19 protein-coding genes are annotated in these 21,534 nt (G+C 66.2%); 10 read left to right on the top strand and 9 right to left on the bottom strand.

Annotated features, from left to right (window positions below; translation table 11 throughout):
* Positions 1-25: 25 nt before the first annotated feature.
* From ACH34S_RS37485 to ACH34S_RS37505, 5 genes are read right to left on the bottom strand one after another with little or no spacing between them, the layout of a single operon-like run.
* Positions 26-1,618, bottom strand: coding sequence for an FAD-dependent monooxygenase (locus ACH34S_RS37485; protein WP_395957654.1), 1,593 nt, complete (start codon positions 1,616-1,618; stop codon positions 26-28).
* Entirely contained in the window at positions 1,524-3,224 is a 1,701-nt protein-coding gene (locus tag ACH34S_RS37490; protein ID WP_395957655.1) for an FAD-dependent monooxygenase, read from the bottom strand. The genes ACH34S_RS37485 and ACH34S_RS37490 overlap by 95 nt, the downstream gene beginning before the upstream one ends.
* Before the next feature lie 12 nt (positions 3,225-3,236).
* On the bottom strand, positions 3,237-4,196 hold the full coding sequence (locus ACH34S_RS37495) for a GNAT family N-acetyltransferase (protein ID WP_395957656.1): 960 nt from the start codon (positions 4,194-4,196) through the stop codon (positions 3,237-3,239).
* On the bottom strand, positions 4,196-5,626 hold the full coding sequence (locus tag ACH34S_RS37500; RefSeq protein ID WP_395957657.1) for an FAD-binding oxidoreductase: 1,431 nt from the start codon (positions 5,624-5,626) through the stop codon (positions 4,196-4,198). Before ACH34S_RS37500 ends, ACH34S_RS37495 begins: the two co-directional genes overlap by 1 nt.
* Positions 5,613-5,990 (bottom strand): hypothetical protein, encoded by a 378-nt coding sequence (locus tag ACH34S_RS37505; RefSeq protein WP_395957658.1) that lies wholly within the window; start codon positions 5,988-5,990, stop codon positions 5,613-5,615. Before ACH34S_RS37505 ends, ACH34S_RS37500 begins: the two co-directional genes overlap by 14 nt.
* 209 nt (positions 5,991-6,199) lie before the next feature.
* Between ACH34S_RS37505 and ACH34S_RS37510 the strand changes: the two genes are divergently transcribed.
* On the top strand, positions 6,200-6,445 hold the full coding sequence (locus tag ACH34S_RS37510) for a DUF6059 family protein (protein WP_395957659.1): 246 nt from the start codon (positions 6,200-6,202) through the stop codon (positions 6,443-6,445).
* A gap of 52 nt (positions 6,446-6,497) precedes the next feature.
* Here ACH34S_RS37510 and ACH34S_RS37515 read toward each other — a convergent pair whose 3' ends face one another.
* Positions 6,498-7,334 carry an NAD(P)H-binding protein gene (locus tag ACH34S_RS37515; protein WP_395957660.1) on the bottom strand — a complete coding sequence of 279 codons (837 nt, stop codon included), beginning with the start codon at positions 7,332-7,334 and terminating at the stop codon, positions 6,498-6,500.
* A gap of 45 nt (positions 7,335-7,379) precedes the next feature.
* Positions 7,380-8,348, bottom strand: a complete 969-nt coding sequence (locus tag ACH34S_RS37520; protein ID WP_395957661.1) for a zinc-binding alcohol dehydrogenase family protein — start codon at positions 8,346-8,348, stop codon at positions 7,380-7,382.
* Positions 8,349-8,560: 212 nt separating this feature from the next.
* Here ACH34S_RS37520 and ACH34S_RS37525 point away from each other — a divergent pair, with 212 nt between their 5' ends.
* The 6 genes from ACH34S_RS37525 to ACH34S_RS37550 all read left to right on the top strand — a co-directional run bounded on the left by ACH34S_RS37525 (position 8,561) and on the right by ACH34S_RS37550 (position 15,558).
* Complete coding sequence (locus tag ACH34S_RS37525) at positions 8,561-10,084, top strand: MFS transporter (protein WP_395957662.1); 1,524 nt, start codon at positions 8,561-8,563, stop codon at positions 10,082-10,084.
* Positions 10,085-10,252: 168 nt separating this feature from the next.
* Positions 10,253-11,074, top strand: coding sequence for an SAM-dependent methyltransferase (locus ACH34S_RS37530; protein ID WP_395957663.1), 822 nt, complete (start codon positions 10,253-10,255; stop codon positions 11,072-11,074).
* A 36-nt stretch (positions 11,075-11,110) separates the two neighbouring features.
* A complete protein-coding gene (locus ACH34S_RS37535) occupies positions 11,111-11,980 on the top strand; it encodes an LLM class flavin-dependent oxidoreductase (RefSeq protein WP_395957664.1) in 870 nt (289 codons plus the stop codon).
* 2 nt (positions 11,981-11,982) lie between these two features.
* Positions 11,983-12,846 carry an ester cyclase gene (locus ACH34S_RS37540; protein WP_395957741.1) on the top strand — a complete coding sequence of 288 codons (864 nt, stop codon included), beginning with the start codon at positions 11,983-11,985 and terminating at the stop codon, positions 12,844-12,846.
* A 19-nt stretch (positions 12,847-12,865) separates the two neighbouring features.
* Entirely contained in the window at positions 12,866-14,128 is a 1,263-nt protein-coding gene (locus tag ACH34S_RS37545) for a cytochrome P450 (protein WP_395957665.1), read from the top strand.
* 161 nt (positions 14,129-14,289) lie between these two features.
* Complete coding sequence (locus tag ACH34S_RS37550) at positions 14,290-15,558, top strand: MFS transporter (protein ID WP_395957666.1); 1,269 nt, start codon at positions 14,290-14,292, stop codon at positions 15,556-15,558.
* Here the strand turns inward: ACH34S_RS37550 and ACH34S_RS37555 are convergent.
* Positions 15,537-16,247, bottom strand: a complete 711-nt coding sequence (locus ACH34S_RS37555; RefSeq protein WP_395957742.1) for a TetR/AcrR family transcriptional regulator C-terminal domain-containing protein — start codon at positions 16,245-16,247, stop codon at positions 15,537-15,539. The two genes, ACH34S_RS37550 and ACH34S_RS37555, sit on opposite strands and share 22 nt — an antisense overlap.
* A gap of 343 nt (positions 16,248-16,590) precedes the next feature.
* Between ACH34S_RS37555 and ACH34S_RS37560 the strand changes: the two genes are divergently transcribed.
* The 3 genes from ACH34S_RS37560 to ACH34S_RS37570 all read left to right on the top strand — a co-directional run bounded on the left by ACH34S_RS37560 (position 16,591) and on the right by ACH34S_RS37570 (position 20,652).
* The gene (locus ACH34S_RS37560) at positions 16,591-18,498 is read left to right on the top strand and encodes an ABC transporter ATP-binding protein (RefSeq protein WP_395957667.1); all 1,908 of its coding nucleotides are present in this window, start codon (positions 16,591-16,593) and stop codon (positions 18,496-18,498) included.
* Positions 18,499-18,996: 498 nt separating this feature from the next.
* Entirely contained in the window at positions 18,997-19,548 is a 552-nt protein-coding gene (locus ACH34S_RS37565) for a DUF4365 domain-containing protein (RefSeq protein ID WP_395957743.1), read from the top strand.
* Between the two features lie 18 nt (positions 19,549-19,566).
* A complete protein-coding gene (locus ACH34S_RS37570; protein ID WP_395957668.1) occupies positions 19,567-20,652 on the top strand; it encodes a hypothetical protein in 1,086 nt (361 codons plus the stop codon).
* A 225-nt stretch (positions 20,653-20,877) separates the two neighbouring features.
* On the opposite strand, the gene ACH34S_RS37575 is transcribed toward ACH34S_RS37570, so the two are convergent.
* Positions 20,878-21,402, bottom strand: a complete 525-nt coding sequence (locus ACH34S_RS37575; RefSeq protein WP_395957669.1) for a DUF2637 domain-containing protein — start codon at positions 21,400-21,402, stop codon at positions 20,878-20,880.
* Between the last annotated feature and the right edge of the window lie 132 nt (positions 21,403-21,534).

The following is a 21,534-nucleotide window of genomic DNA, read 5'->3' on the forward strand; positions in this document are numbered from 1 at the left end:
AGGGTCGTCCGGTGCCGGTGCCGGTTCACACCGTGCCGAACCAGCGGGCGAGCGTGGACCGGAGCTCCTCCTCTGTCTCCGTACCGTCCGTGTCGGTGTTCGCGGCCCATGCCACGTATCCGTCGGGGCGGATCAGAAGGCCCGCCAGGCCGGGCTCGTTCGGGCACTTGGCCCTGACGTGACGCACCCGCGAGGTCGGCGACTGGCGGGCAGCGTTCCAGCCGGACAGCGCTCGCTCGATGTCGGCCCCACCGTCGAGTTCGAGGAGGATCCCGATGCCGTCATGTGAGATCTCCGCCAACCGCACGGAGCCCTTGTCCGTCTCCAGTTCCAGGTCCGGCGCGAAGGTCCCGAGCATCGGGTGCTCCGGGCCCGCCAGGTCGTAGCGGACGTTCACCCCGCTGATCATCTCGGCCAGATAGAGGTTGACCTGGTCCCTGGACATGAGTTCGGCGAACATGTCCCGAAGGGGTGTCACATAGGCGTCGGGATTCATCAACGCGATCTGGGCGCGGGTGTTCTCCAGGACCCGACGCGCGGGCGCTTGGCGTTCCTCGTCGTAGGTGTCGAGCAGGCCGTCCGGAGCCCATCCGTGGATCGTGGCCGCGAGCTTCCAACCAAGGTTGAAGGCGTCCTGAAGGCCGAGGTTGAGCCCCTGGCCTCCAACCGGGAAGTGCGTGTGCGCGGCGTCCCCGGCGAGCAGGAACCGCCCCTCCCGATAGGACTCGGCCTGGCAGGCCGAGTCGGTGAACCAGGACAGCCACCGCGGTTCACTCGCCCCCAGGTCGCCTCCCCAGATCTTCCGCAGGCTGGCCGTGAGCTCGGCCATGGTGAGATCCCCGTCGAGGCTCTCGTCCTGGCCGAAGTCGAACGTGGCCACGCGGTGGTAGGTATCGTCCAAGGGCACGCAGAACAGCAGGCCGCGCTCAGTGCGTTCCATGCCCATAGGCGCGTTGGCGCGGTCCGCGAGAACCACGTCTCCGAGCCGGGCCGTGACTCGTCCGCCGGTCCCCGGAAAGCCGATGCCAGCGGCGCGGCGGACAAGGCTGCGCCCTCCGTCGCATCCGATGGCGTACGCGGCGCGCAAGGTGTACTCACCGTCGGGACCGGACACGTCGAGCTCGACTCCGTCCGGGTCCTGCCGGACACCGGTCACCTCATGCCCTCGCCGCAGTTCTGCCCCCATGGCGTCGGCATGCTCCTCCAGGAGCCGTTCCGTTCTCGCTTGCTCCGACAGCAGGGCGTATCCGTGCCTGCTGTCCAGGATCGAGAAATCGACCCAGGCATCCAGGCCGGCGAAGTGGCCGTTGTCCCAGCTACGGGCCCCGTCTTTGAAACGCTCCACCAGTCCTCTCCGGTCCAGCGACTCCAGGGAGCGCGCGTGGAGCCCAAAGGCTTTGGAGTGGGGGGAACGCTCGGGGAGCCGTTCGAGCACGACGGTCCTGATGTGGGCGAGCTCGAGTTCGGCGGCGAGCATCATGCCCACCGGTCCTCCTCCGACAACGGCGACGTCGAAGCTCCGTTCAGTTGTCATGATCCGCCCTTCCTGCTTGCAAGATCTCGGTCTGTTCGTGGCCGTCGTCCTCGGCCGAGCGGGCAAGCACGGTCTCGAGCACATCGATGAGGGTTGCGGTCTCCTCGCCGGCCTGGCCCGCCCCGATCGATCGCCAGGCCACGACACCGTCGGGCCGTACCAGCAGCGCTCCCTGTGGCTCCAGCCCGTACGCTTCATGCCAGCCGCCCGAAGGGTCGGCAAGCGTCTCTTCGCCGGTCGCGTCTCCGGCGGCCTGCGAGGAGTGCGGCATGATCAGCCGCGCCGTCAGCGGGACGTCGAGACGCTCCGCCGCGTCACGCGCGGCCTGCGTCCAGGCACTCGCCTGCTCTCCGGCGAGCAGGACGAACTCCCGCCCGAAGAGATCCAGGGTGCAGATCGGCTCACCGCCGTGCTCCAGCCATACATGCGGTGCCCTGGTGCCGGGCTCGCCGTGCAGCGCACGCGGATCGTACGCCTGGGGAAGCCGATCTGCCTTGCCGTCCGGAACGACCGCAGCCGACCGGTAGGGCAGGCCCATGGTGACTGTGAGCGCGTCCGCCGTCTCTTCCTGCTGCTTTCCCGTCGCCTTGCCCGACCGGCTGGCCAAGGTGAGTGCCCCCTGCCGCGCCGCGAAGCTTCCAACCGGGTGGCGCTCCTCCTCATAGGTGGCCAGCAGCCCGTCCCCTGCGGTGCCTGACAGCACCAAGGCGAGCTTCCATGCGAGGTTGTGGGCGTCAGCGATTCCGGTGTTGGCGCCATAGGCCCCGGTCGGCGGTATGACGTGGGCCGCATCGCCGGCCAACAGCACCCGGCCCACTGCGAAGCGGGTGGCGACCTGCTCCGCCATGTCCCACGGCCAGCGGGATCGTATGGTTACCTGAATGTCGTCCCTGCCGATGGCGGCACGGACGAGTGCGGCACACCGCTCGTCAGTGAAGTCGTCGACGCTCTCGCCGTTCACGGGGTCGTAGCCGACGATCAGCACGCCCCCGGTCAGGGTGTCGTCGTGCACCAGAATTCCCATGACCTCGGCGTTCTTCACGTGCACAACGCTGTAGCGGCGCTCTCCGAGCACCTCATGCAGGTCTGCGTGGAAGGCGATGCTGAGATGGCGGGAGATCACGCCTTGTCCCTCGCACGGCACCCCTACGGTCTTGCGGATCAGGCTACGCGGACCGTCGCATCCGACGAGGTAATCGGCCCGGACGAGCCGGACGCCGTCGTCGTCACGGACCACTGCCGTGACACCGTCATCGTCCTGCGCGAAGGCGAGCAGTTCCGTTCCGAACCGCAGGTCCGCCCCCCGTTCCTCAGCCCTTGCGCGCAACAGTGGTTCGAGCCGGTCCTGGGTGAGCATCAGGAGTCGCGCCGGGGTGAGGTCGCCGAGGTCGGAGTCACCGTCCAACTCCTCCCTGCTGAACAGGGGCTCACCTGCCAGGGACTCCACACCGGCTCGCGTGCGATGCGTCTCGTAGCCCGCTGCCTCCTTCTTCGCCACGTCCTCCAACCCGACCTGGCGCAGCAGTTCGACGGTGCGGGGGTAGTAACCCACGGCCCGGGGATGGATCGAGGTACTGGGATGACGCTCGACCAATGTGCAGCGGATGCCGTGCTGGGCAAGGAAGACGGCCGTGGACAGGCCGACCAGGCTCCCGCCGACGACCAGCACCCTCGTCTCAATGGTGTCCATGGACAGCTCCGTTCAGGTTTCCAGGGAGTAGGTCGTCCAGTGGGAGTCGGTCTTGAAGCCGAGCTTGGCGTTGAGCCCGAGAACCGCCGTGTTGGTGGTGTCGTTGAACACTTGAACGAGCGCGAGACGCTCGTTCTCCTGGGCGGCCGTGAGCAGCAGTTCCGCCTTCAGCCAGAGGCCGATGCCACGGCGCCGCAGGTGAGGGAGAACCACCGTCTCTCCGACGTCGGCCATCGGACTGTCACGTACGAAGAGCGTGCCGTAGGCGACGACCTGGTCGTCCTTGTCACGTAGAACCGCCACGACGTGCTCGCGGTGCCCCGCACGCACAGCCTCGGCCTCTCTCGCCCGCACATCGTCCGGTTGGGGATCGTTCGGCCGGGCACGACCGTTGACGTTCTGGTCGAGCCTCCCCCAAGCGCTCGCGTAGGAGGCGACGAGGTCTTCCGGACAGGCGCCTGTCCAGCGTCGCAGGCGGTAGCCCTGCACGGGACGGGCGAGATCCTTGAGAGCGTCACGGGCGGATTCGTTCAGCATCAGCCGGTTTCGTGCGGTCCGGCTGATCTGTTTTGCCCCCAACGCGCCAGCGAACCGCTCTGCCTCCTCGCCGTGCGGAGCGTCGACCAGCAAGTCGCCGCGACCTCTGCTCCGCAGCTCCGCCCGTGCCGCCTCGGCCAGCGCCCGTCCGGCGCCGCGGCGCCGGAAGCCGGGGAAGACCCACAGTGATCCGTGCCCCGGACCACGCGGGTCGGTCAGGTCGAGGCCGAGCTTGACGACACCGGCCGGCTGGTCGCCGTCATAGGCGGCGAGCACGATCCGGTCGGTGCCGTGGCGGCGTTGGAAGAGACGGGAAAGCAGCGCCGCGGTCACCGGCGGATCCGACGGAAGGGCGAGTTTCATGGTCTCGGCGAACCCCGGGAGCAAAGTGGCGATCGTCTCCGGGGCATCCCCGTCAAGTGTGCGAATCTCCATCAGACGCTCGCTCCCGCCATTGCCGGATCCACACTGATGCTCTGCTGGTGCCGGAAGAAGTCGTCGGGATCGTAGGTCGCCTTGACCTGGGCCAGCCGTGTGTGGTTCTCGCCGTAGTAGTCGGACTCCCATCCCTCACGCACCCGCGAACTGGGGAAGTTGATGTAGGAGCCGCAGGCGAGCGGATCCAGGACGGTGGAAGCACGATCGGCGCGATCTATGAGCTCAGCGTCCTTGTCCACCGAGACCTCGCCACGGCAGGCGAACTGGTAGCCGATCAGGAAGCGCGCTTCCCGGTGAACGTAGGCCGTCTCAGAGCGGCCGACCCGGTTCGCGGCGCCGCCGACGGCGATGCCCAGCAGGTAGCGTTCGTCGTCGCGTTCCGGGTCCCATGCCTCAAGTAGCGCTGCCGATTCGCGTTCGCCGGCCTGCCGGTTCGTCAATCGATAGCTGCGCCGGGTGTGAGGGTGGCGGTGGCCCTCCGCCTCGGGGCCGGTGCCCCTGCGGTGACACTGGGCGACCGACTTCGGGCCGCACAAGGACTCGTGCATGACGTCCGCATATGCGGCGCGCTCCCCTACGGCCTGACTCCTCGGCTTGGCACCGACCTGTTCGATGAGGCCGTCCAAGCACTGCTGTACGTCCTCGACGGGGCCGAGATGAACGCCCCAGACACGCACTACCGGGCGGCCGTCCGGATCGAACATGCCGGGCAGCACGACCAGCGAGGAGCCGAGTTCGTCGGGCCCGTCGGCACACCACGCCTGCCATGCGGTGAGCGCGGAGACTGCCTCGTCGTAGTCCCAGACCGCTTCGTAAGGCGTCAGCAGGGGTGCGTCGATCGGCAGGACCTCCAACTCGGTGATCACTCCGAAATTGCCGCCGCCTCCCCCGCGCAAGGCCCAGAACAGATCCGGGTTTTCGTCAGCCGAGCACCGCGCGAGCCTCCCGTTGGCGAGCACCATGCGTGCCGAGACGATCCGATCGCTTCCCATGCCGAAGGCCCGCGTCTGCCAGCCGAGGCCACCCCCGGAGTAGAAGCCGGCCGCTCCCACCGTCGGGAAGGTTCCCGTGATGACCTGCCGTCCCTGTCGCTTGAGGGCAGCCAGCGTGTCGAGCGACTGGGTGCCCGCGCCCTGGCGAACGGTGTCACGGCCGACACCCACGTGAGCCATTCGGGACAGGTCGATGACGAGGCCCTCGCCGGTCGACCAACCTCCGAAGCTGTGACCACCGCTGCGCAGGTGCACGGGAATCCCGATCTCACGGGCGTACAGCACACAGGCCCGCACGTCCGCCTCGGTTTCGCAGTAGGCGATGGCCTGGGGAGTGACGACGTCGTACTCCGTGCACTGCAGCTGCCGTGCCAGCTCGAAGCCCGCGTCCTCCCTGCGGACGAGGTCGCCGCGTAGGCGTTCAGAGAGCCGCATTCGGAGCTCCTGTCTTGTCCGCCGTCACCTTCGAGCCGTCGTGGCCGCGCAGCTTCTCTCCCTGCGGGCTGAAGAACTGGGCGCCGCCGGTGCCATGCCATGAGAGGTCGGACACGAACGAGCCGTCCACATGCACGCGGGCCTCTCCGACGTGCGTGCCCTCGTCGTTGACGGCGAGGATGCGGAAGTCGTACTCGAAGGAGTCCGGGCCGGTGGAACGCCACGTTCCCAGGCCAATGTTCTTGGTGTTGACCTGGGTCGAGACGACGCCACCATCCTTGGTGAACAGGACCTGGCCAGGTACTTCCTTGCCGTCGTCGTCGAGCCGGGTGATCCAGGTGCCGACAAGCCGGGTGTCGCTCATGAGCGTCTCCTTGGAACGCGGGCAGTCGACGGCCATGCTGCGATCCCGGTCTGGAAGTCCTCTCGAAGCGACCTCGTCGGGCGATCGGCCGGAATCCCGTGTCCATTTCCCGCTCGAGTCCGGCTCCAGTGCGGCACGGTCGCCGGCGTCTACCTTGACGCCGTGTCCATCCTGATCAAGGAACCGGAGCCGGCTCGGGCGGCTCGGGCATGAGCGGGTTCGGCCGAAGATGCGTCCGTGTTCTGCTGGACGGCTGCGCCCAGGTCGGCATGTACGTCTTGGGCGGAACACTGCACGAATTTCCCGAACTCGCTGACGCCACGCCCCCGCGCGACGCTCCGCCCCCCGGCGGTCCGGAACGGCTGGTCCCCGACCAGCCGTTCACCGAGCAGGAGTCGCTCATCGCGCGTGATCTGTCGTCCGGCCGCGGACGCCGACGCCGCTCCGGCAGGTGACCTGCCGGAGCGGCGTCGACTTCAGCCTGTGGTCTCGGTGTTGTCCCGAGGCTCAGCGGAACAGTTCGATGTGCTCGTATGCCCACCGCTCGAAGGTCGCCCCTTGTCTGCCGAGAACCTGTTCCAGTGTCGGACGAACCCGGGACCACGGCATGATCCCTTGAGGGATCACGATGTGCTCTCTGTTGGCGCCGGTCTCCCTCACCGCGGTGGCCGATCCCTCCTCGAAGCGCAGCGGACGTCCAAGAAGCTCACCGATCAGCCCCACCTGTTCGGCGGGGGAGATCAACTGCGGGCCTGTGAGGTCATAGACGCGCCCGCCGTGCCCATCTTCGAGAAGCGCGCGGACTCCCACCTCAGCTACATCTCGAGGATGGATGGCTGCCTCGGGGTGGTTTCCGTACCAGGGTCGAACGACGCCTCCGCTGCGGATCGACTCAGCCCATTGGAATACCGCGTTCGACATGAACGGCCCTGGCCGCAGGAACGTGTGGGCGATTCCCGATGCGCGGATCTCCACCTCACCGGCAACGTGTTCGGCCTTCACGTCCGCCCAGAGCTTCTCGGCGATCGGGTGCATCGGCTCGAGGGAGAGGGATGACAAGTAGACGATCCGCTGGACCCCCGAACGACGAGCGGCCTTGATGAAGCCCTCCACGAACCGCGGCGGCGCGAATACCGGAACGACGAGGAAGACCTTCGTGACACCGTCAAGCGCCTGGGTCACCGACGGCGGATCCGCCATGTCCATGGGAACCACCTGGGCGTTCGGCGGCCAGGCTCGGGCGTCGGGGGATCTGCTGGCGAGCTTCGCCGGCGCCTCCCTCCGGGCGAGTTCCTCCGCGACGTACCGTCCCACGTTGCCGCTGGCTCCGACGACCAGGATCACGAGCGTTCCTTCCTCTGGTTGCTGCTGGGAGCGAACGGTTGACGATCAAGGGACGAGGACGACTCGGCCCGTGTGGCGGCGTTCCTCCATCAGGGTGTGCGCCTGGGCCGCCTCCTCGAGGGCGAAGGTTCGGTTAACCAGCGGCTGAACACTTCCCTTGGAGACCATGGCGAGCAGGTCGTTCCACCCTCGGCCGACGGCCTCGGCGCGGCGGGTCAACATGGCATGGATGCTGAAGCCGGTGACCGTCTTCATCGACCTGAGATCGATGTCCATCGGGGGGATTTCGTCGCCGGAGGCCGATCCATAGACCACCATCCGGCCGAACGGCGCCAGCAGTTCCGCGCTCTGCCGGAGGACCTTCCCCCCGACGACTTCCAGGATGACGTCGACACCGTCGCCGGCCACCGCCTGGACCTGGGAGGTCCAGTCGTCCCGCGTGTAGTCGATTACGTGGTCGGCTCCGAGCGAACGGACCAGCTCGAGCTTGGCCTGGCTGCTCGCGGTCCCGATGACCGTCCCGGCACCCATCTCCTTGGCGAGCTGTACGGCCAGGTGGCCGACCCCGCCGCTCGCGGCGTTCACCAGGACCGTCTCACCGGGCTGCAACCGGCCGCTCGCCGTCAACGCGTGGTAGGCGGTCTGCCCCGGCGTCAGCAGCGCCACTGCCGTGGCGGCATCCAGCCCTTTGGGGATCGGCACCACATGCTCGGCGTCCACCACGACGTACTCGGCATACGCGCCGCCCCCCACCTCCGTGACGATCCGTTCCGGAAAGTTCGTCACGTCCTCACCCGAGGCCACGACATGGCCGGCGACATCCCCTCCCGGAATGGAGGGGAGCTTCACCGGAAAACCGATCGGTACCCCGTGACGACGCTGGACCGCCGCGTAGTCCACGCCAATGGCCTCGCAGCGGACCAACAACTCACCGGGGCCCGGTTCGGGCACGTCGGCCTCACGGTTCTGCAGGACTGACGGTGCTCCGAACTCGTCGTGCTGGATCACGCGCATGGTGATGGCTCCTCCCGGCCTTGGCCGTCTGGGAACGGGGCGAACTCACCGTGCCGGTCTCGCCTCGATCCTCGCTGGATACTCGCTCGACCAGGGCGAGACCACGACGGACGGGGTCGCTTCGACGGCTGACCGTGCGCCGCGGCGTGATGTATAGTCGCCGCGTCTTGGTCACGTTCCCTTGAAGTACGCCACAGTGGGGGAACGGGTCGGTGCTGTCAGAGCGATCGGTCGTCATAGGGGTGGCAGGGAGTTTTCCTGTGCCCGAAAACAGACTGAACGCCGACGCCTCGCCTCCGGGCTCCGGAGGCGTACGGCAAGCCGGCTCTCAGCAGGCCGCTGAGGCGATCACGCAGCCATATCGGTGGCGGTGGCTCGTCCTCGCCGTCATGATCTGCGCAGCCATCATCAACCAGCTCGACGGCACCGTCATCAGCGTCGCGGGCCCGTCCATCCAGAGTGATCTCGGCGGTGGAGAGGCGACGATCCAGTGGCTGTCCGCCGGCTACATCCTGCCGTTCGCGGTCCTGCTGATCATGGGCGGTCGACTGGGTGACATCTACGGGCGGCGTCGCCTGTTCCTTCTCGGTATCCTCGGCTTCACCGTCGCGTCCCTGGCCTGCGCGCTCGCGCCCACGCCGCTGATCTTGATCGGCGCGCGAGTGGCGCAGGGCATCTCCGCCGCCCTGCTGGTCCCGCAGAGCTTCGGAATCGTCCGCTCAGTGTTCCCGCGCCGGGAGCTGGGGGCCGCCTTCGCCACCTTCGCTCCCGCCATCGGACTGGCGACGGTCGGCGGACCTCTACTGGCGGGCACCCTGATCGGAGCCGACTTCCTTGGCTCCGGCTGGCGCATGATCTTCGCGATCAACCTGCCGCTCGGAATCCTCGCGCTGGTCGGCGCGATGCTGTTCGTCCCGCGCGACCAGGACCGGATCATAATCAGGCTCGATCTGCTCGGCGTTGCACTCGTCGCGATCGCTACCACGCTGACGATCTACCCCCTCGTGCAGGGGCGCGAGCAAGGGTGGCCCGCATGGATGTTCGGTCTGCTGGTCGGCGGGCTGTTCTTCTTCGGTGTCTTCGTCCGCTACGAACACCGCACTAAGCGCACGCCCGTCATCGAGTCCAGCCTGCTGTCGAACCGCACGTTCCTGATCGGCATCGGCGTCGTCATGATCTTCTTCTGCGTGCTGGTCGGCTTCCTCTTCGTGTCCAGCCTGTACTTCCAGGTCGGGCTGCACTACTCCGCGCTGCGAACGGCCCTGGTCGGGCTGCCATTGACGTGTGGCATCGTCATCGCCTCCATTGCGACGCGCTCATTGACCGACCGCTTCGGCCGGCGGCTCCTTCTCGCCGGCCTCCTGACCGTCGTGGGCGGCTTCGCCCTGCTGTCCGCAGCCTCGTACCTCGCCGGGACGCTGGACGCTTGGACGTTCACTCCGGGAGCGCTGGTCCTCGGACTTGGTCTCGGGACCGTGTTCGGTCCGCTGTTCGGAGTGATCCTCGGCGCGGTCTCCGACAGCGAAGTCGGTTCGGCGTCCGGCACCCTCTCGGCAGTGCAGCAGCTCGGCGGTGCGCTGGGCATCGCCACCATCACCACGCTGTACTTCGAGCTCGCCGGGCACGACCGTCATGTCTCCGCGCTCACCGAGACGAGCCTGGTCTCCGCGGCCGCGGCGGCGACAGCGTTCGCGCTCGCCTTCGCCCTGCCACGTCGCGCCCGGTCGCAAGGCTGACTACAGGACCAGTCCGGGCCCTGACCGCACGCCCGAACGCGGCCTACGCGGTCAGGGCCCGGCACCCGGCAGACACCGGAAAGCTGACTCAAGTCGCAGTCGAGCTGTAGTCGATCTCGTCCCCGAAGACTGGCCATCGGACCAGCAAACACATCGAAGGAGCAGACCGTGATCCGTCCAGATTGGGCACCGCCGGATATCGATCTCGACACTCCGAGCATTGCCAGGGTCTACGACTACTGGGTCGGCGGGACGCACAACCTTCCCGTCGACCGTGTGATCGCCGAACGCCTGGAGAGCGAGAACCCCGTTCTCCCGATGACGTTGCGCTCCAACCGCGCGTTTCTCAGGCGAGCGGTCCGCGAGCTGAGCTCACTGGGAGTGGACCAGTTTCTGGACATCGGCGCAGGCATTCCCACCGAGGGAAACGTTCACGAAGTCGCCCTCGAGTGCAACCCGTCCAGCCGGGTGGTGTATGTCGACATCGACCCCGTCGCCGTCTCCCATGGCCGGGCGATTCTCGCGGACGAGCCGCGGGCCACGTCGATCCAGGGAGACTTCCTGCGACCGGGCGAGATCCTCACGAATCCCGAGGTGCGGGCGATGCTCGATCCGGACAGGCCGATCGCGCTCGTCCTGGCGGCGATCCTGCACTTCGTCCCGGATCAGGACCACCCTCGCAAGGTCCTGGACCAGTATCTCGCCCACCTGGCCCCGGGCAGTTTCCTCGTGATCTCACACGCCGGGATCATGCACCGGAGCGACGAGACCGGACCACCCGCTCCTGAGGCGACCGAGCAGTACAAGGAGCGGGTCAGCGACGCGATCCGCTGGCGGGACGCCGCAGCCCTTCGTTCGCTCTGCTCCGGGCTGGACATCATCGAGCCGGGTGTCACGCCGGTTCCGCTCTGGCGTCCGTGCGCGGACGACCCACCGGACGAGGTCGGCACCGACGCGGTCGCCCTGGCTCTGGTAGCGCGCAAGCCCTAGCAAGTTCCGAACACTTCCGTGTCCTGGGAGACCCACATGAAGATCGCGCTTGGCCTGCCCATCGCCGCCCCGCCGGAAGAACTGCCCGAGTGGGCAAAGTGGGCCGAATACTACGGATTCTCCACGGTCTGCCTGCTCGACAGGCTTGTCTACGACAACCCCGAACCCTTGATCACACTGTCCGCGCTGGCCGGGGCGACGTCGCGGATCCGGCTGCAGACCAACATCTTGCTCGCCCCCCTTCGCGAAACGGCGTTGCTGACCAAGCAGGCGGCGACGCTCGATCGGCTCACCGGCGGCCGGCTCTCTTTGGGCGTAGGCGTGGGCATCCGAAAGGACGACTACACCGCGGTGGGGCAGGACTTCCACCGCCGCGGCGCCAGACTCGATGAGCAGTTGGCTGCGATGCGCGCCACCTGGTCCGGAGAGCCCTCCCGCAGCGGTGAGCCCTTCGCGGGCCCCGCTCCGATCGGCGGTGGACCCGAGCTGCTCATCGGCGGATTCAAGCCCGCGACCCACCGACGGATCGCGCGCTTCGGCGACGGATACATCAGTTCCGGGCCGACCGCCGCCGTCGCCGAACAGCAGTTCCGCTCCGTCGAGAAGGAGTGGCGAAACGAGGGGCGCGAGGGCAGGCCACGCTTTCTCGCCCAGGTCGACTTCGCCCTCGGGGACGAGGCCGAGCTGGCCACCGGCAGGCAGAACATGCGGGCGTACTACGAGGCGGTCCAGCCTTACACCGATCAGATCGTCAACGGCCTGGTCGTGGACGTCGCCGAACTACGCGAGACCGCCCGTTCCTATGCGGACGTCGGTGTCGACGAACTGGTCCTCTACTCCTGGGGACACAAGCTCAGCGCGATGGACCCGTTGGTGGCTCTGGTCGCCGAATGCCAGGCCTGGTGAGCATGCACGAGAAAAGGAATCTCGACACCGTCAAGCGCCTGGTCGAGGATGTCCACAACCAGGGCCGCACCGAGTTGATCCCCAAGTACTACGCCGACCACCTGAAGGAACACGACCCCAGAGTCGGCGCCGACATCTCCGAGTTCTGGCGAGATTTCCGCAGCGTGTTCTCTGACCTCGAAGTAACGGTCGGACTGTCGTTGGCCGACCAGGACCACGTCATGTCGTTCTTCACCTGGACGGGAGTTCATCGAGAGGACGATTCACGCGAACTGAAGCTGTACACCAGCGAGCTGTTCCGGCTGCGTGACGACAAGGTCGTCGAGCATGGCGCGGTCGTCGACTACTGCGAACTCGGGGAGTTCGGCCTCGCGCCCAGACGGTCCGGGCACCCCTCCAGCGATCTTCTGCGCGGAGAGCATCTGTCGGAGGAGAAAGCGAACGCACGGGTCGTCCTGGCCGCATACAGGGAGGTGATGACTCAGCATCTCCTCCACCGCGCCGACGACTTCTATGAAAAGGACTACGTGCATCACAACTTCCAGATGCCCGCCGTTCCCAGCGGGATCGAAGCGTTCAAGGACTACTTCGCCGGGAACTTCGAGCGGTATCCGGATCTGTCGGTGACCGTCGATCACATCCTGGCCCGCAGCGACCACGTCATGGTCTTCGCGACCTGGCGCGGCACCTTCACCGGCTACACGCAGGGCCGCCACCCAACCGGCAAAAGGCTCAGGATGCGTACCTCGGACCTGTTCCGCCTGGAAAACCTGAAGGTCGTCGAGCACTGGGAAGTTGTCGACTACGCGGGCCTCCAGCGGGTCGGCATCCCCATCCGTCCAGCCCACCATCTCCCCCAGGCGTAACGGAAAGGTGTGCCGCAGAATGACGGGTCTCTCCTCCCCCACATCCCCGCTCGAACTCTTCGATGAGGAGTTCATGCGCGACCCCTACCCTCGGCTGGCCGAGCTCCGGCGTTCGGCGGCGGCCCATTGTGTCGCCCAGCCGAACGGTCTGAAGAAATGGATCGTCACCCGCTACGAGGACGGCCGGGAGCTCCTCGCCGACCCCCGCCTCAGCAAGAACATGCGCATCGGGTACGGGCTGCTGGAGAAGAACTTCACCGACCCCGACAAGCGTGCGGAGTTCCTCCGCGAGAGCGGGTCAAGACGCCAGTTCCCGCGTGAACTCGCCGAGCACATGCTCGACAGTGACCCGCCGGATCACACCCGCCTCCGCCGGCTGGTGGCCAAGGTCTTCACTGCCCGACGGGTACGCGAAATGCGTCCCCAGATCTCGGATCTGGCCGACGAACTCCTCGGCTCCGTCTCTCGCCGAACACAGATCGACCTCATGGGGGAGCTGGCGTTCCCGCTGCCCTTCACCGTCATCTGCTCACTCCTCGGTGTCCCGCTCACCGACCGGGAGTGGTTTCGAAAGCGCTCCAACCTGCTCGTCTCCGGTACCTCTAGCGACAATGTGCGCGACGCCGGATCCGAGGTGGTGGAGTACCTTGGCCGGCTCATAGCCGCCAAGCGCTCCGATCCCGCCGATGACCTGCTCAGCGCACTCATCCACACAAGCGATGACGGCGATCAGCTGAACGGGACGGAGCTGATGTCGATGGCGTACGTCCTGATGGTCGCCGGGCATGAGACGACCGTGAACCTCATCGGGAACGGGGCGCTCGCCCTATTCGAGCATCCCGACCAGCGAGCGCTGTTGGCGTCCGACCCCTCACTGTGGCCTTCGGCCGTCGAGGAGATCCTTCGTTTCGACGGTCCGAACGTGAGCTCGACCTGGAGATTCACGACCGAGCCGATCGTCGTCGGGGACGTGAAGATCCCGCAGGGAGAGTTCGTCACCATCTGCCTTCTCTCCGTGTGCCGAGACCCGGAGCGGTACGAGGATCCGAACCGGTTCGACATCAGGCGGGCGAACTCCAAGAGCCTCGCCTTCGGCCACGGCATCCACCACTGCATCGGGGCTCCGCTGGCCAGGCTGGAAGGAGAGGTCATCCTGAGCAAGCTCTTCGAGAGGTTCCCAGAAATGGGCCTGGCCATCGACGCCGACGAGCTGAAATGGCGGTTCAGCACCATGATGCGGGGCCTGGAGGAACTCCCCGTGCGGCTTTCCGGGAACGTGTAGCCAGGGACCATGATCTTGCTTCGGAGGCCATCATCAACGCCCCCCATGATGCTGTCGGCATGTTTCAGACTCACAATCCCTTCAAGACCTCCATCCAGTCAGCTGAATCTCCACCCCGAGTAGCCGGGAGGAAGCGACAGCTCACCTTGCTTGGCGGCGCCATGCTCGTCGACAGCACCGAGAGCAGTCTTGTCTCCGCGCTCTTTCCGGTCATCCGGCACAGTCTTGGGCTGTCGCTCGAGGCACTCGGTGTGCTGATCGCTGCGAGCAAACTAGTCGGGACGGTCGCCGGTCCGTTCTGGGTATGGGTCGCGAGGCGTTGGTCGCGCAAGGGCGTGCTGGTGCTCGCCACCGGGCTCTGGGGGATCTGGGGTGTCGCCACCGGGTTCGCCCAGAACTTCACCCAGTTGCTCATCCTCTACACCGTTCTGGCCGCAGGTTACGCGGCAGCCTATCCGCTTATCACGGAAGTCATCGGGGACCTGTTCGATGCCTCGGCGAGGGGCCGCGCGGTCGGCTTGGTGCACGGGGCTATCGCGCTCGCCGCCGCCTCCCTCGCTCCGGTCAGTGGTCTGCTCTCCAAGACCGACGACGGGTGGCGGTGGGGGTTGTGGGGCATTGGTGCGTTCAATGTGCTGATTGGCCTGGCCTTGTGGGCGTGGTTCCGTGATCCGGGCACCGGCGCAGCGGAACGGCAGCTAGCTGACCTTGACCGGACGGTGCGCGCCAAGCGTTCCCGGGTCACGTGGTCGCAAGTCCGTGCGCTTTTCCGCATCCCGACCTTCCTAATCCTCCTGAGCTCCCGAATACTGTCCGGCCAGCTACTGATCAGCACCTTCGGCGTAGTGTTCCTGACGGATGTCTACGGCTTCTCCACCGCCACTGCGTCAATAGCGCTCATGCCGCTCGGCATCGGCTACTTTGTCGGGAACCTGCTTGGAGGCGCGTCGGCTGACGGGGCCGTCCGTCTCAGTCCCCGCTACGGCCTGGTCCTGGTTCTGCAGACAGCCCAAGTCGCGTTCGCGGTTGTAGCGTTCTTCGGAACGCAGTTCTCGCACGGCCACACCATTTGGGTGTTCGGGTTCTTCTTTGGCCTGATGGGAGTGATGGTCGGTGTCAATCCAGGCGTCAACCGGCCGATGGTGATGGCGGTTGTACCGCCCGAACTGCGGGGCGCCGCGTTCGCGATCTACCTTTCGATCTTCGAGGCGATTGCGTGGGCCGGCTACAGCTTCGCGGCGGGCTGGGTCGGTGACGTGATCGGTCTCAAGGCGGTCTTCTTCTGGGTCTTCGTCGTGCTAATGCTGGTGAACGCAGCCGTTCTTACTCCGGCCTACTGGACGTACCGCCGTGACGCCGAGCGCATGCAGAACGAGCTAGACACTCGCCGTGCCGCCGCGATTGAACCTCAGTCTTCCTTCCCCGCGTAGGACGCAAAGCTCTGCACCAGCAGGTTGAGACCGAACTCGAACCGTTGGTCACTGTCTTGTCCGAGAAGTTGGTCGACCATGTCCACGATGTGCGGGTAGCGCTGAGGGGGCAGGGCACGAAGGTAGTCAGCGATCCGCGCCGTGTACTCCTGAGCCGACCGCTCGGGATCCTTCCCTGGCTCGACCTGGAAGGCCGGCCCGGTGCTGGCCAGGGTCTCGGCGTTCACATACCGCCCGAGAACGTCCACCGCATACACGGCGACCTTGGGCGGTATCCGGCCGGCCCGCAGGACGCCCAGGAGGGTATCGGCGACGCGCAGTTGATTGGGGCCGACAGGAAACCGCCCGACGAAGGCCCGAGCGATGTCCTTGTGTTCGCCCCACACCTTCCGGATCTCGCGGGCCAGGTCCTTGAGTTGCTCCTGCCACCGATCTGGATCGGGCTCGGGCAGGGTGACCTGCCCGGCGATCTTGTCGAGGAGCAATTCCAAGAGTTCGTCCTTGTCCGACACATGCGCGTAAAGCGAGGCGGGTCCGGTGTCGAACTCCTTCGCCACCTTGCGCATGCTGATCGCGTCCAGGCCCTCGGAGACCAGCAACTGTAGCGCGGTATCTACGATCAGATCGACAGTGAGAGGCCGACCCGGGGGCGCCTTTACGCGACGCTTACGTCCTGGGGGCAGCGGCATGTCCACCTCAGGGTCCACAGAAATCCCTCGGCTATTTTATTCAGTGTCCAGAACACCGTACTTCACTCGAACAATGTTCGTAAACCGACCCCCACCTCGATGGAGCTCCTTCGTGATCCAACGTTCGTTCGCCGCGTCCCGTTTCCTTGCCGGTGAATGGGTTGCTGCGCGTTTGACTTCATCGAGGACACCGAGGATCCTTGAGGTGGCGATAGAGCCGCGCAACGCGCGGTAACTGCTGGTGCAGTGGACGAGTGCCCGAGCTGGAAGGCTTGTTGTGAGCACGTCTGCTGCTGTGCCTGAAAAAGCTGTGCGTTCAACCCACGATCCCTCTCCCCCGCTGGTGGGCGTCGAAGGCATGCGCCAACCGGACTGGGCCAAGGCGAGAGAAAACGCCGCCGCCGCCAGTGGATGGCGAACCCTCCGGGCGATCCCTGGCACGGTCGCCGTCCTGGTGCGGCTCACCTGGCGCGCCTCCCCCGGCTTGTCCTTGCTGGCTGCCTTCCTCTACTGCGCCTCGGGCGTGGTGACATCGTTCGGCCTCCTGGCGACCGGCGACGTGTTCGGCGCCCTGCTACGCGAAGGACCGACACCGGACCGGGTGAAGAACGCCCTGCCGGCTCTGGGACTGGTGATCGCGGCTTACGCGACGCGCGGCGGCCTGACATCGGCCGTTGAGGCGGTGCGCGGGGCGTTGACGCCGCGTGCAGTTCGCGAGGCAGACCTGGAGGTCCACGGCGCAGTGTCGCAGGTGGATCTGATCGCCTTCGAAGACGCGAGCTTCCGTGAACTGGTACGCCAGGGAGGCCGCCGCGGCGTCCAAGCGGTCGAGTCCGGCGTGCGCGGCGTGGGCGACGTACTGGCGGGAAGCGTCGCACTGGCGGCCGCACTCGTGACGGTGGCGGTGCTGAACGTCTGGCTGGTCCCGACCCTGCTGCTGGTAGCCGTGGCTGATGGCTGGGCGGCGATGCGGGTTGCCAAGCTGCGCTATGAAACCTTCCTTGGCAATGCGGTCCACCAGATGCGCATGTTCGTCGTGGGCAGGCTGCTCACCGGCCGGGACGGCGCAGTAGAACGCCACGCCTGCACCCTGCAGGAGTCCCTTCTGGAGGAGTACCGCCGGGTCGCCACCGACCAGATGAAGGTGGCACTGCGCATGGAACGACGCCAGTCAGTGATCCGCCTGATCGGCCGTGTGCTCGTGGGCTTCGGCACTGCGCTGGCCTACGTGGTGTTGGGCGCGTTGCTCTACTCGGGAGCGCTGGCATTGGCACTGGCCGGGAGCGCGCTGATCGCCATGCGAACCGTCTCCAGCTCCCTGTCGGGCTCCGTCCAAGCGATCAACCGCCTGTACGAGGACTCGTTCTATCTCGATTTCCTCCAGCGTCTCGTGGAGGCAGCCGCCGAGCGGGAGCGCGCGGGCGGCGATGAGCGGATCACCCGGGCGCCCGAGACGATCCAGCTGCGAGGCGTCTCGTTCACCTATCCCGGACAAGACACTCCAGCTCTGACCGACATCGAGCTGACACTCAAGGCAGGCGAGGTGACTGCGCTTGTAGGCGAGAACGGCTCGGGCAAGACCACCCTCGGCAAAGTGATCACAGGCCTGTTCCCTGCCACCGAGGGAATCGTCTGCTGGGACGGCGTCGCCCTCGCCCACGCCGCCACGGACTCGGTGCACTCCCGGGTCGCCGTCATCGCCCAACAGCCCGCACAATGGCCCATGACCGCGGAGACCAACGTGCGCGCCGGGCGGCTGGAGGCCACCGACCCCGATCACACGCGCTGGAACAACGCGATCACTCTGTCCAGCGTCGACCAAGTGCTCGACTCCCTGCCGCACGGCCACCAGACGGTGTTGTCCCGGGAGTTCACCGAGGGGCAGGACCTTTCCGGCGGCCAGTGGCAGCGCCTCGGCATCGCCCGGGCCATCTACCGTGACGGCGACGTCCTGGTCGCCGACGAGCCCACCGCCGCCCTGGATGCCTACGCCGAGGCCAAGGTCTTCGACGGACTGACTGCAGCCGCCCGCCACAACGGACGCCACCGCCACACCATCCTGGTCACTCACCGGCTCGCCAACGTCCAGCACGCCGACCGCATCCTCGTTCTCCAAAACGGCCGAATCATCGAGGAAGGCACCCACGCTCAACTCATGAGCTCCGACACCCAATACCGACGAATGTTCCGCACTCAGGCCAAGCTCTACACCGACCAACCCGTTCCCCGGTTGGAGGACCAGGCCAAGTGAAGTCAGATCGACCGTGCGAACCGTGCGAAGCCCGGCGCTTGCCGCTCGGATCAGCGGTCGAAGCCGTCTACGACCTTGACGTAGCCACGTTCAACAAGTTGCGCCGTCCCCACCGATCTGCTGACCACTGCATGCCTCTCTTGCACTCAGTCCCGGCCGGTGTGGTCTCTCACGGGAGGGAATCGGGGGCAAAGGGCTCGATGAGGTTGCCCAGGGGATCGGTGAGCAGGAACTGGCGTCCCCCGGGGCCGACGACGACACCGGGGTAGAAGGTCAGCCCGGAGGTGCGCAGCCCGTGATGCTGCGGTCGTATTCCGGATGGCCTGCTCGCAGTGATGGGTGAGCCCCGCCTCCTCATGATCCAGGTGGCCCAGGACAAACTCGTGGAGAACGGCCTCGGTGGCTGCCTTGCTCTTGAGAGGCGGGCGGGACGATCCGAGCGGGCCCCCTTGCTGATCCGACATCTTCTACAGCACAGTCAACTTGGGTAAACATGTGGTGGAGTGCGCAGCATGTGGTGACGCGTCCCGAAAGGCAGAGCAGCGTGGCGGAGGCGGCGAGCTGGCAGAAAGAGCACCTCAGCAACGCCTAATCCTGGCCATCGCTACCCGCGGCGGGTACACCATAGGACGCTGGAACCAAGACAAGGACGGTGTGGACGTTACGCTCCACTCCGAAGGGCTCATGGTCGACCTCCAGCTGAAATGCACGCAAAGCCCGCGCACTGCCGGCGACGACTTCGTCTACGACCTCGACGTGGCCACGTTCAACAAGTTGCGCGATCCCCACCGATCCGCTCCTGGCTATCTGGCACTCGTCGTTGTCCCCACTGACCTCGGCGACTGGGTTCTCCACGAACCGACTCGCATGCTCATGGCATGTCACGGCTATTGGGCAAAGCTCCAGGACGAACCGGCGCCTGCCGGCAATTCGACGACCGCCGTTCACCTCCCTCGCTCACAGCCGTTGACAAGCGAAACCCTCAAACATATGTTCGGGGAGTCTCTGTGGCGGATACGACAGGGGCACGACGAGGGCGAGGCGGCATGACGCCAGACCTGAACCCCAGTGTGGGACCCTGAGGAGATCACGGCCTACCTCCGCTTCGAAGGGTGGAGGCCTTCCGAGAGCGGACCGCTGGCCCAGCTTTGGAGCCATGACCGCAGGCCGCATGATGGCCTGCTGGTACCGCTGATCACGACAGCCAGCGACTACCCAAGACGAGTCACCATCCTCTTCGAGGATTTGGCCAGGGCTGAGCACCGGGCCGTACACGAAATCGAAGACGACATCTCGCTGGTCTTTCACGACATCACACGAGTCCGCGCCACTCATCCAGACCTGCTCGACGGCACCATCCCCTTCCACACCGGTCTGCGCCTCTTCCAAACAGCACAACGGCTCATCAAGGCGTCCGCTGCCGCCACCATCCGCCGCCAGGGCAGCTTCGGGAGTTCAATGCCGGTCAGGGCCAGGGAACACCTGCTAAACGTGCGGCTAGGGCAGACGCAACGCGGCTCCTACATCCTCCCCATCATCAGCAAGGCCGTGCCGGCACCGCCGGTCAGCGACGATCCTCAAGAGGAACTCGACATCGGGCTGGAGGAGTCTCTGTTCGATCGACGCGGGACCAGCACGATGTCCGACGCCCTCCAAACTTTGCACGAGATAGCAGTAGTCCGCTCAGAGCAGCGCCCCAGCCGACAAGACGTCACCGATGCTGTCCACGACGGTGTATCACGCGAACTCTGCAACGCCATCGACACTGCGCTGACACGGGAAAGCGTCGCCGAACTGGACGTGACCTTCAACTGGTCACGCGCAGCCCAGGCTCCCATGGGAGCGACGGGGCAAGTGTCATTCCCCCGCGCGGCCAAGGAGAACGTCGAGTACATCGCCGACACGCTCAAGAAGCTGCCTAGAACCAGAGAGCACGTTCTCTTGGACGGATCACCTATCTCCACCATGAGGCCGACGACGAAGCGTCAGGTGGAGAAGTCGGCATGGAGACCATCATCGATCGCCGTCGTCGCACCGTCTGGTTTGACCTGGACGAAGCCAACTACCAGCAGGCGGTCCATCACCACGGTGCCAAGCAACGAGTCATGGTCCGCGGGATCCTGGACGCCCATCCAGGCCGCCGAGCCAAGCTGAGCGTCTCCGCCTTCGGCCCCGACGCCTCTCTCGTGCTCCCTCCAGGTTCCTGAACAGCCGCTGGATACACCGGCCGCGCTTCCACGGCCTTGAGCATGATCATCCATCACATGTCTCCCATTCCCCCACGAGAGCGAATTGCCCAGCCTGACCTGCCTGCTTGACCATCCGCCCCACTGCAGCTTGCGGTCGAAGGCCGTGGCGATCCGTTGCCCTGAGGGCGACTCAACCGTCGGGCGACCGATTCTGTATCGCCCATGCCCACGCCTGGCGCTGAAGTCGTTTGCCAGGCTGACTCGGACCAGGATCACCGGCCTCGCTCTCGGCCTGCACCGGTCCGCTTCCCTTCGCCCGGATCGAGTGTGCAGCGCGAAGTTGGCCCTGGAGGAGCTCGTACGCGCCTACAAAGGCGAAGCTGGGCCAGGCGGCGATCACTCGACCGATCAAGGTTGGCTCGGCGACGGCTACGTTGGCGGCGAGACTGGCCAGGCTGCCGACTGCGAGCAGCAGCCATGGAAGCAGGTCGGCTCGGCTGCCGGACCGGCTCGCCAGGAGGATCGACATGGAGCTGGCCACGACCATGCCGTCGACGCTGAGAGGGATGAGGACGGCCGTCCACGAGGACTCCCCGTGTTGGAGGGCCAGTTCGTTCATGTGGCGGTACGAGACGGCCGCGGCGATGCCAGCGAGGAGACCCACTGATGCGGTGGTGGTTCCCCGAACCCATCGGTCTCCGTGAATTGTCGTCACGGCTCGCCTGGCTTTGATCGAGTGCGGCTCGCCTCGATGGCATGAGCGCCGCGGAGGGGTTCGGGAGACTGACGGTCTCTTGACGGACTATCTGACGGGGAATTGCCTGGTCAGGGGGTATCACCCATGCTT

Origin of the sequence: Actinomadura sp. 3N508 (assembly GCF_044326375.1) — a bacterium.
GTDB lineage: Bacteria > Actinomycetota > Actinomycetes > Streptosporangiales > Streptosporangiaceae > Spirillospora.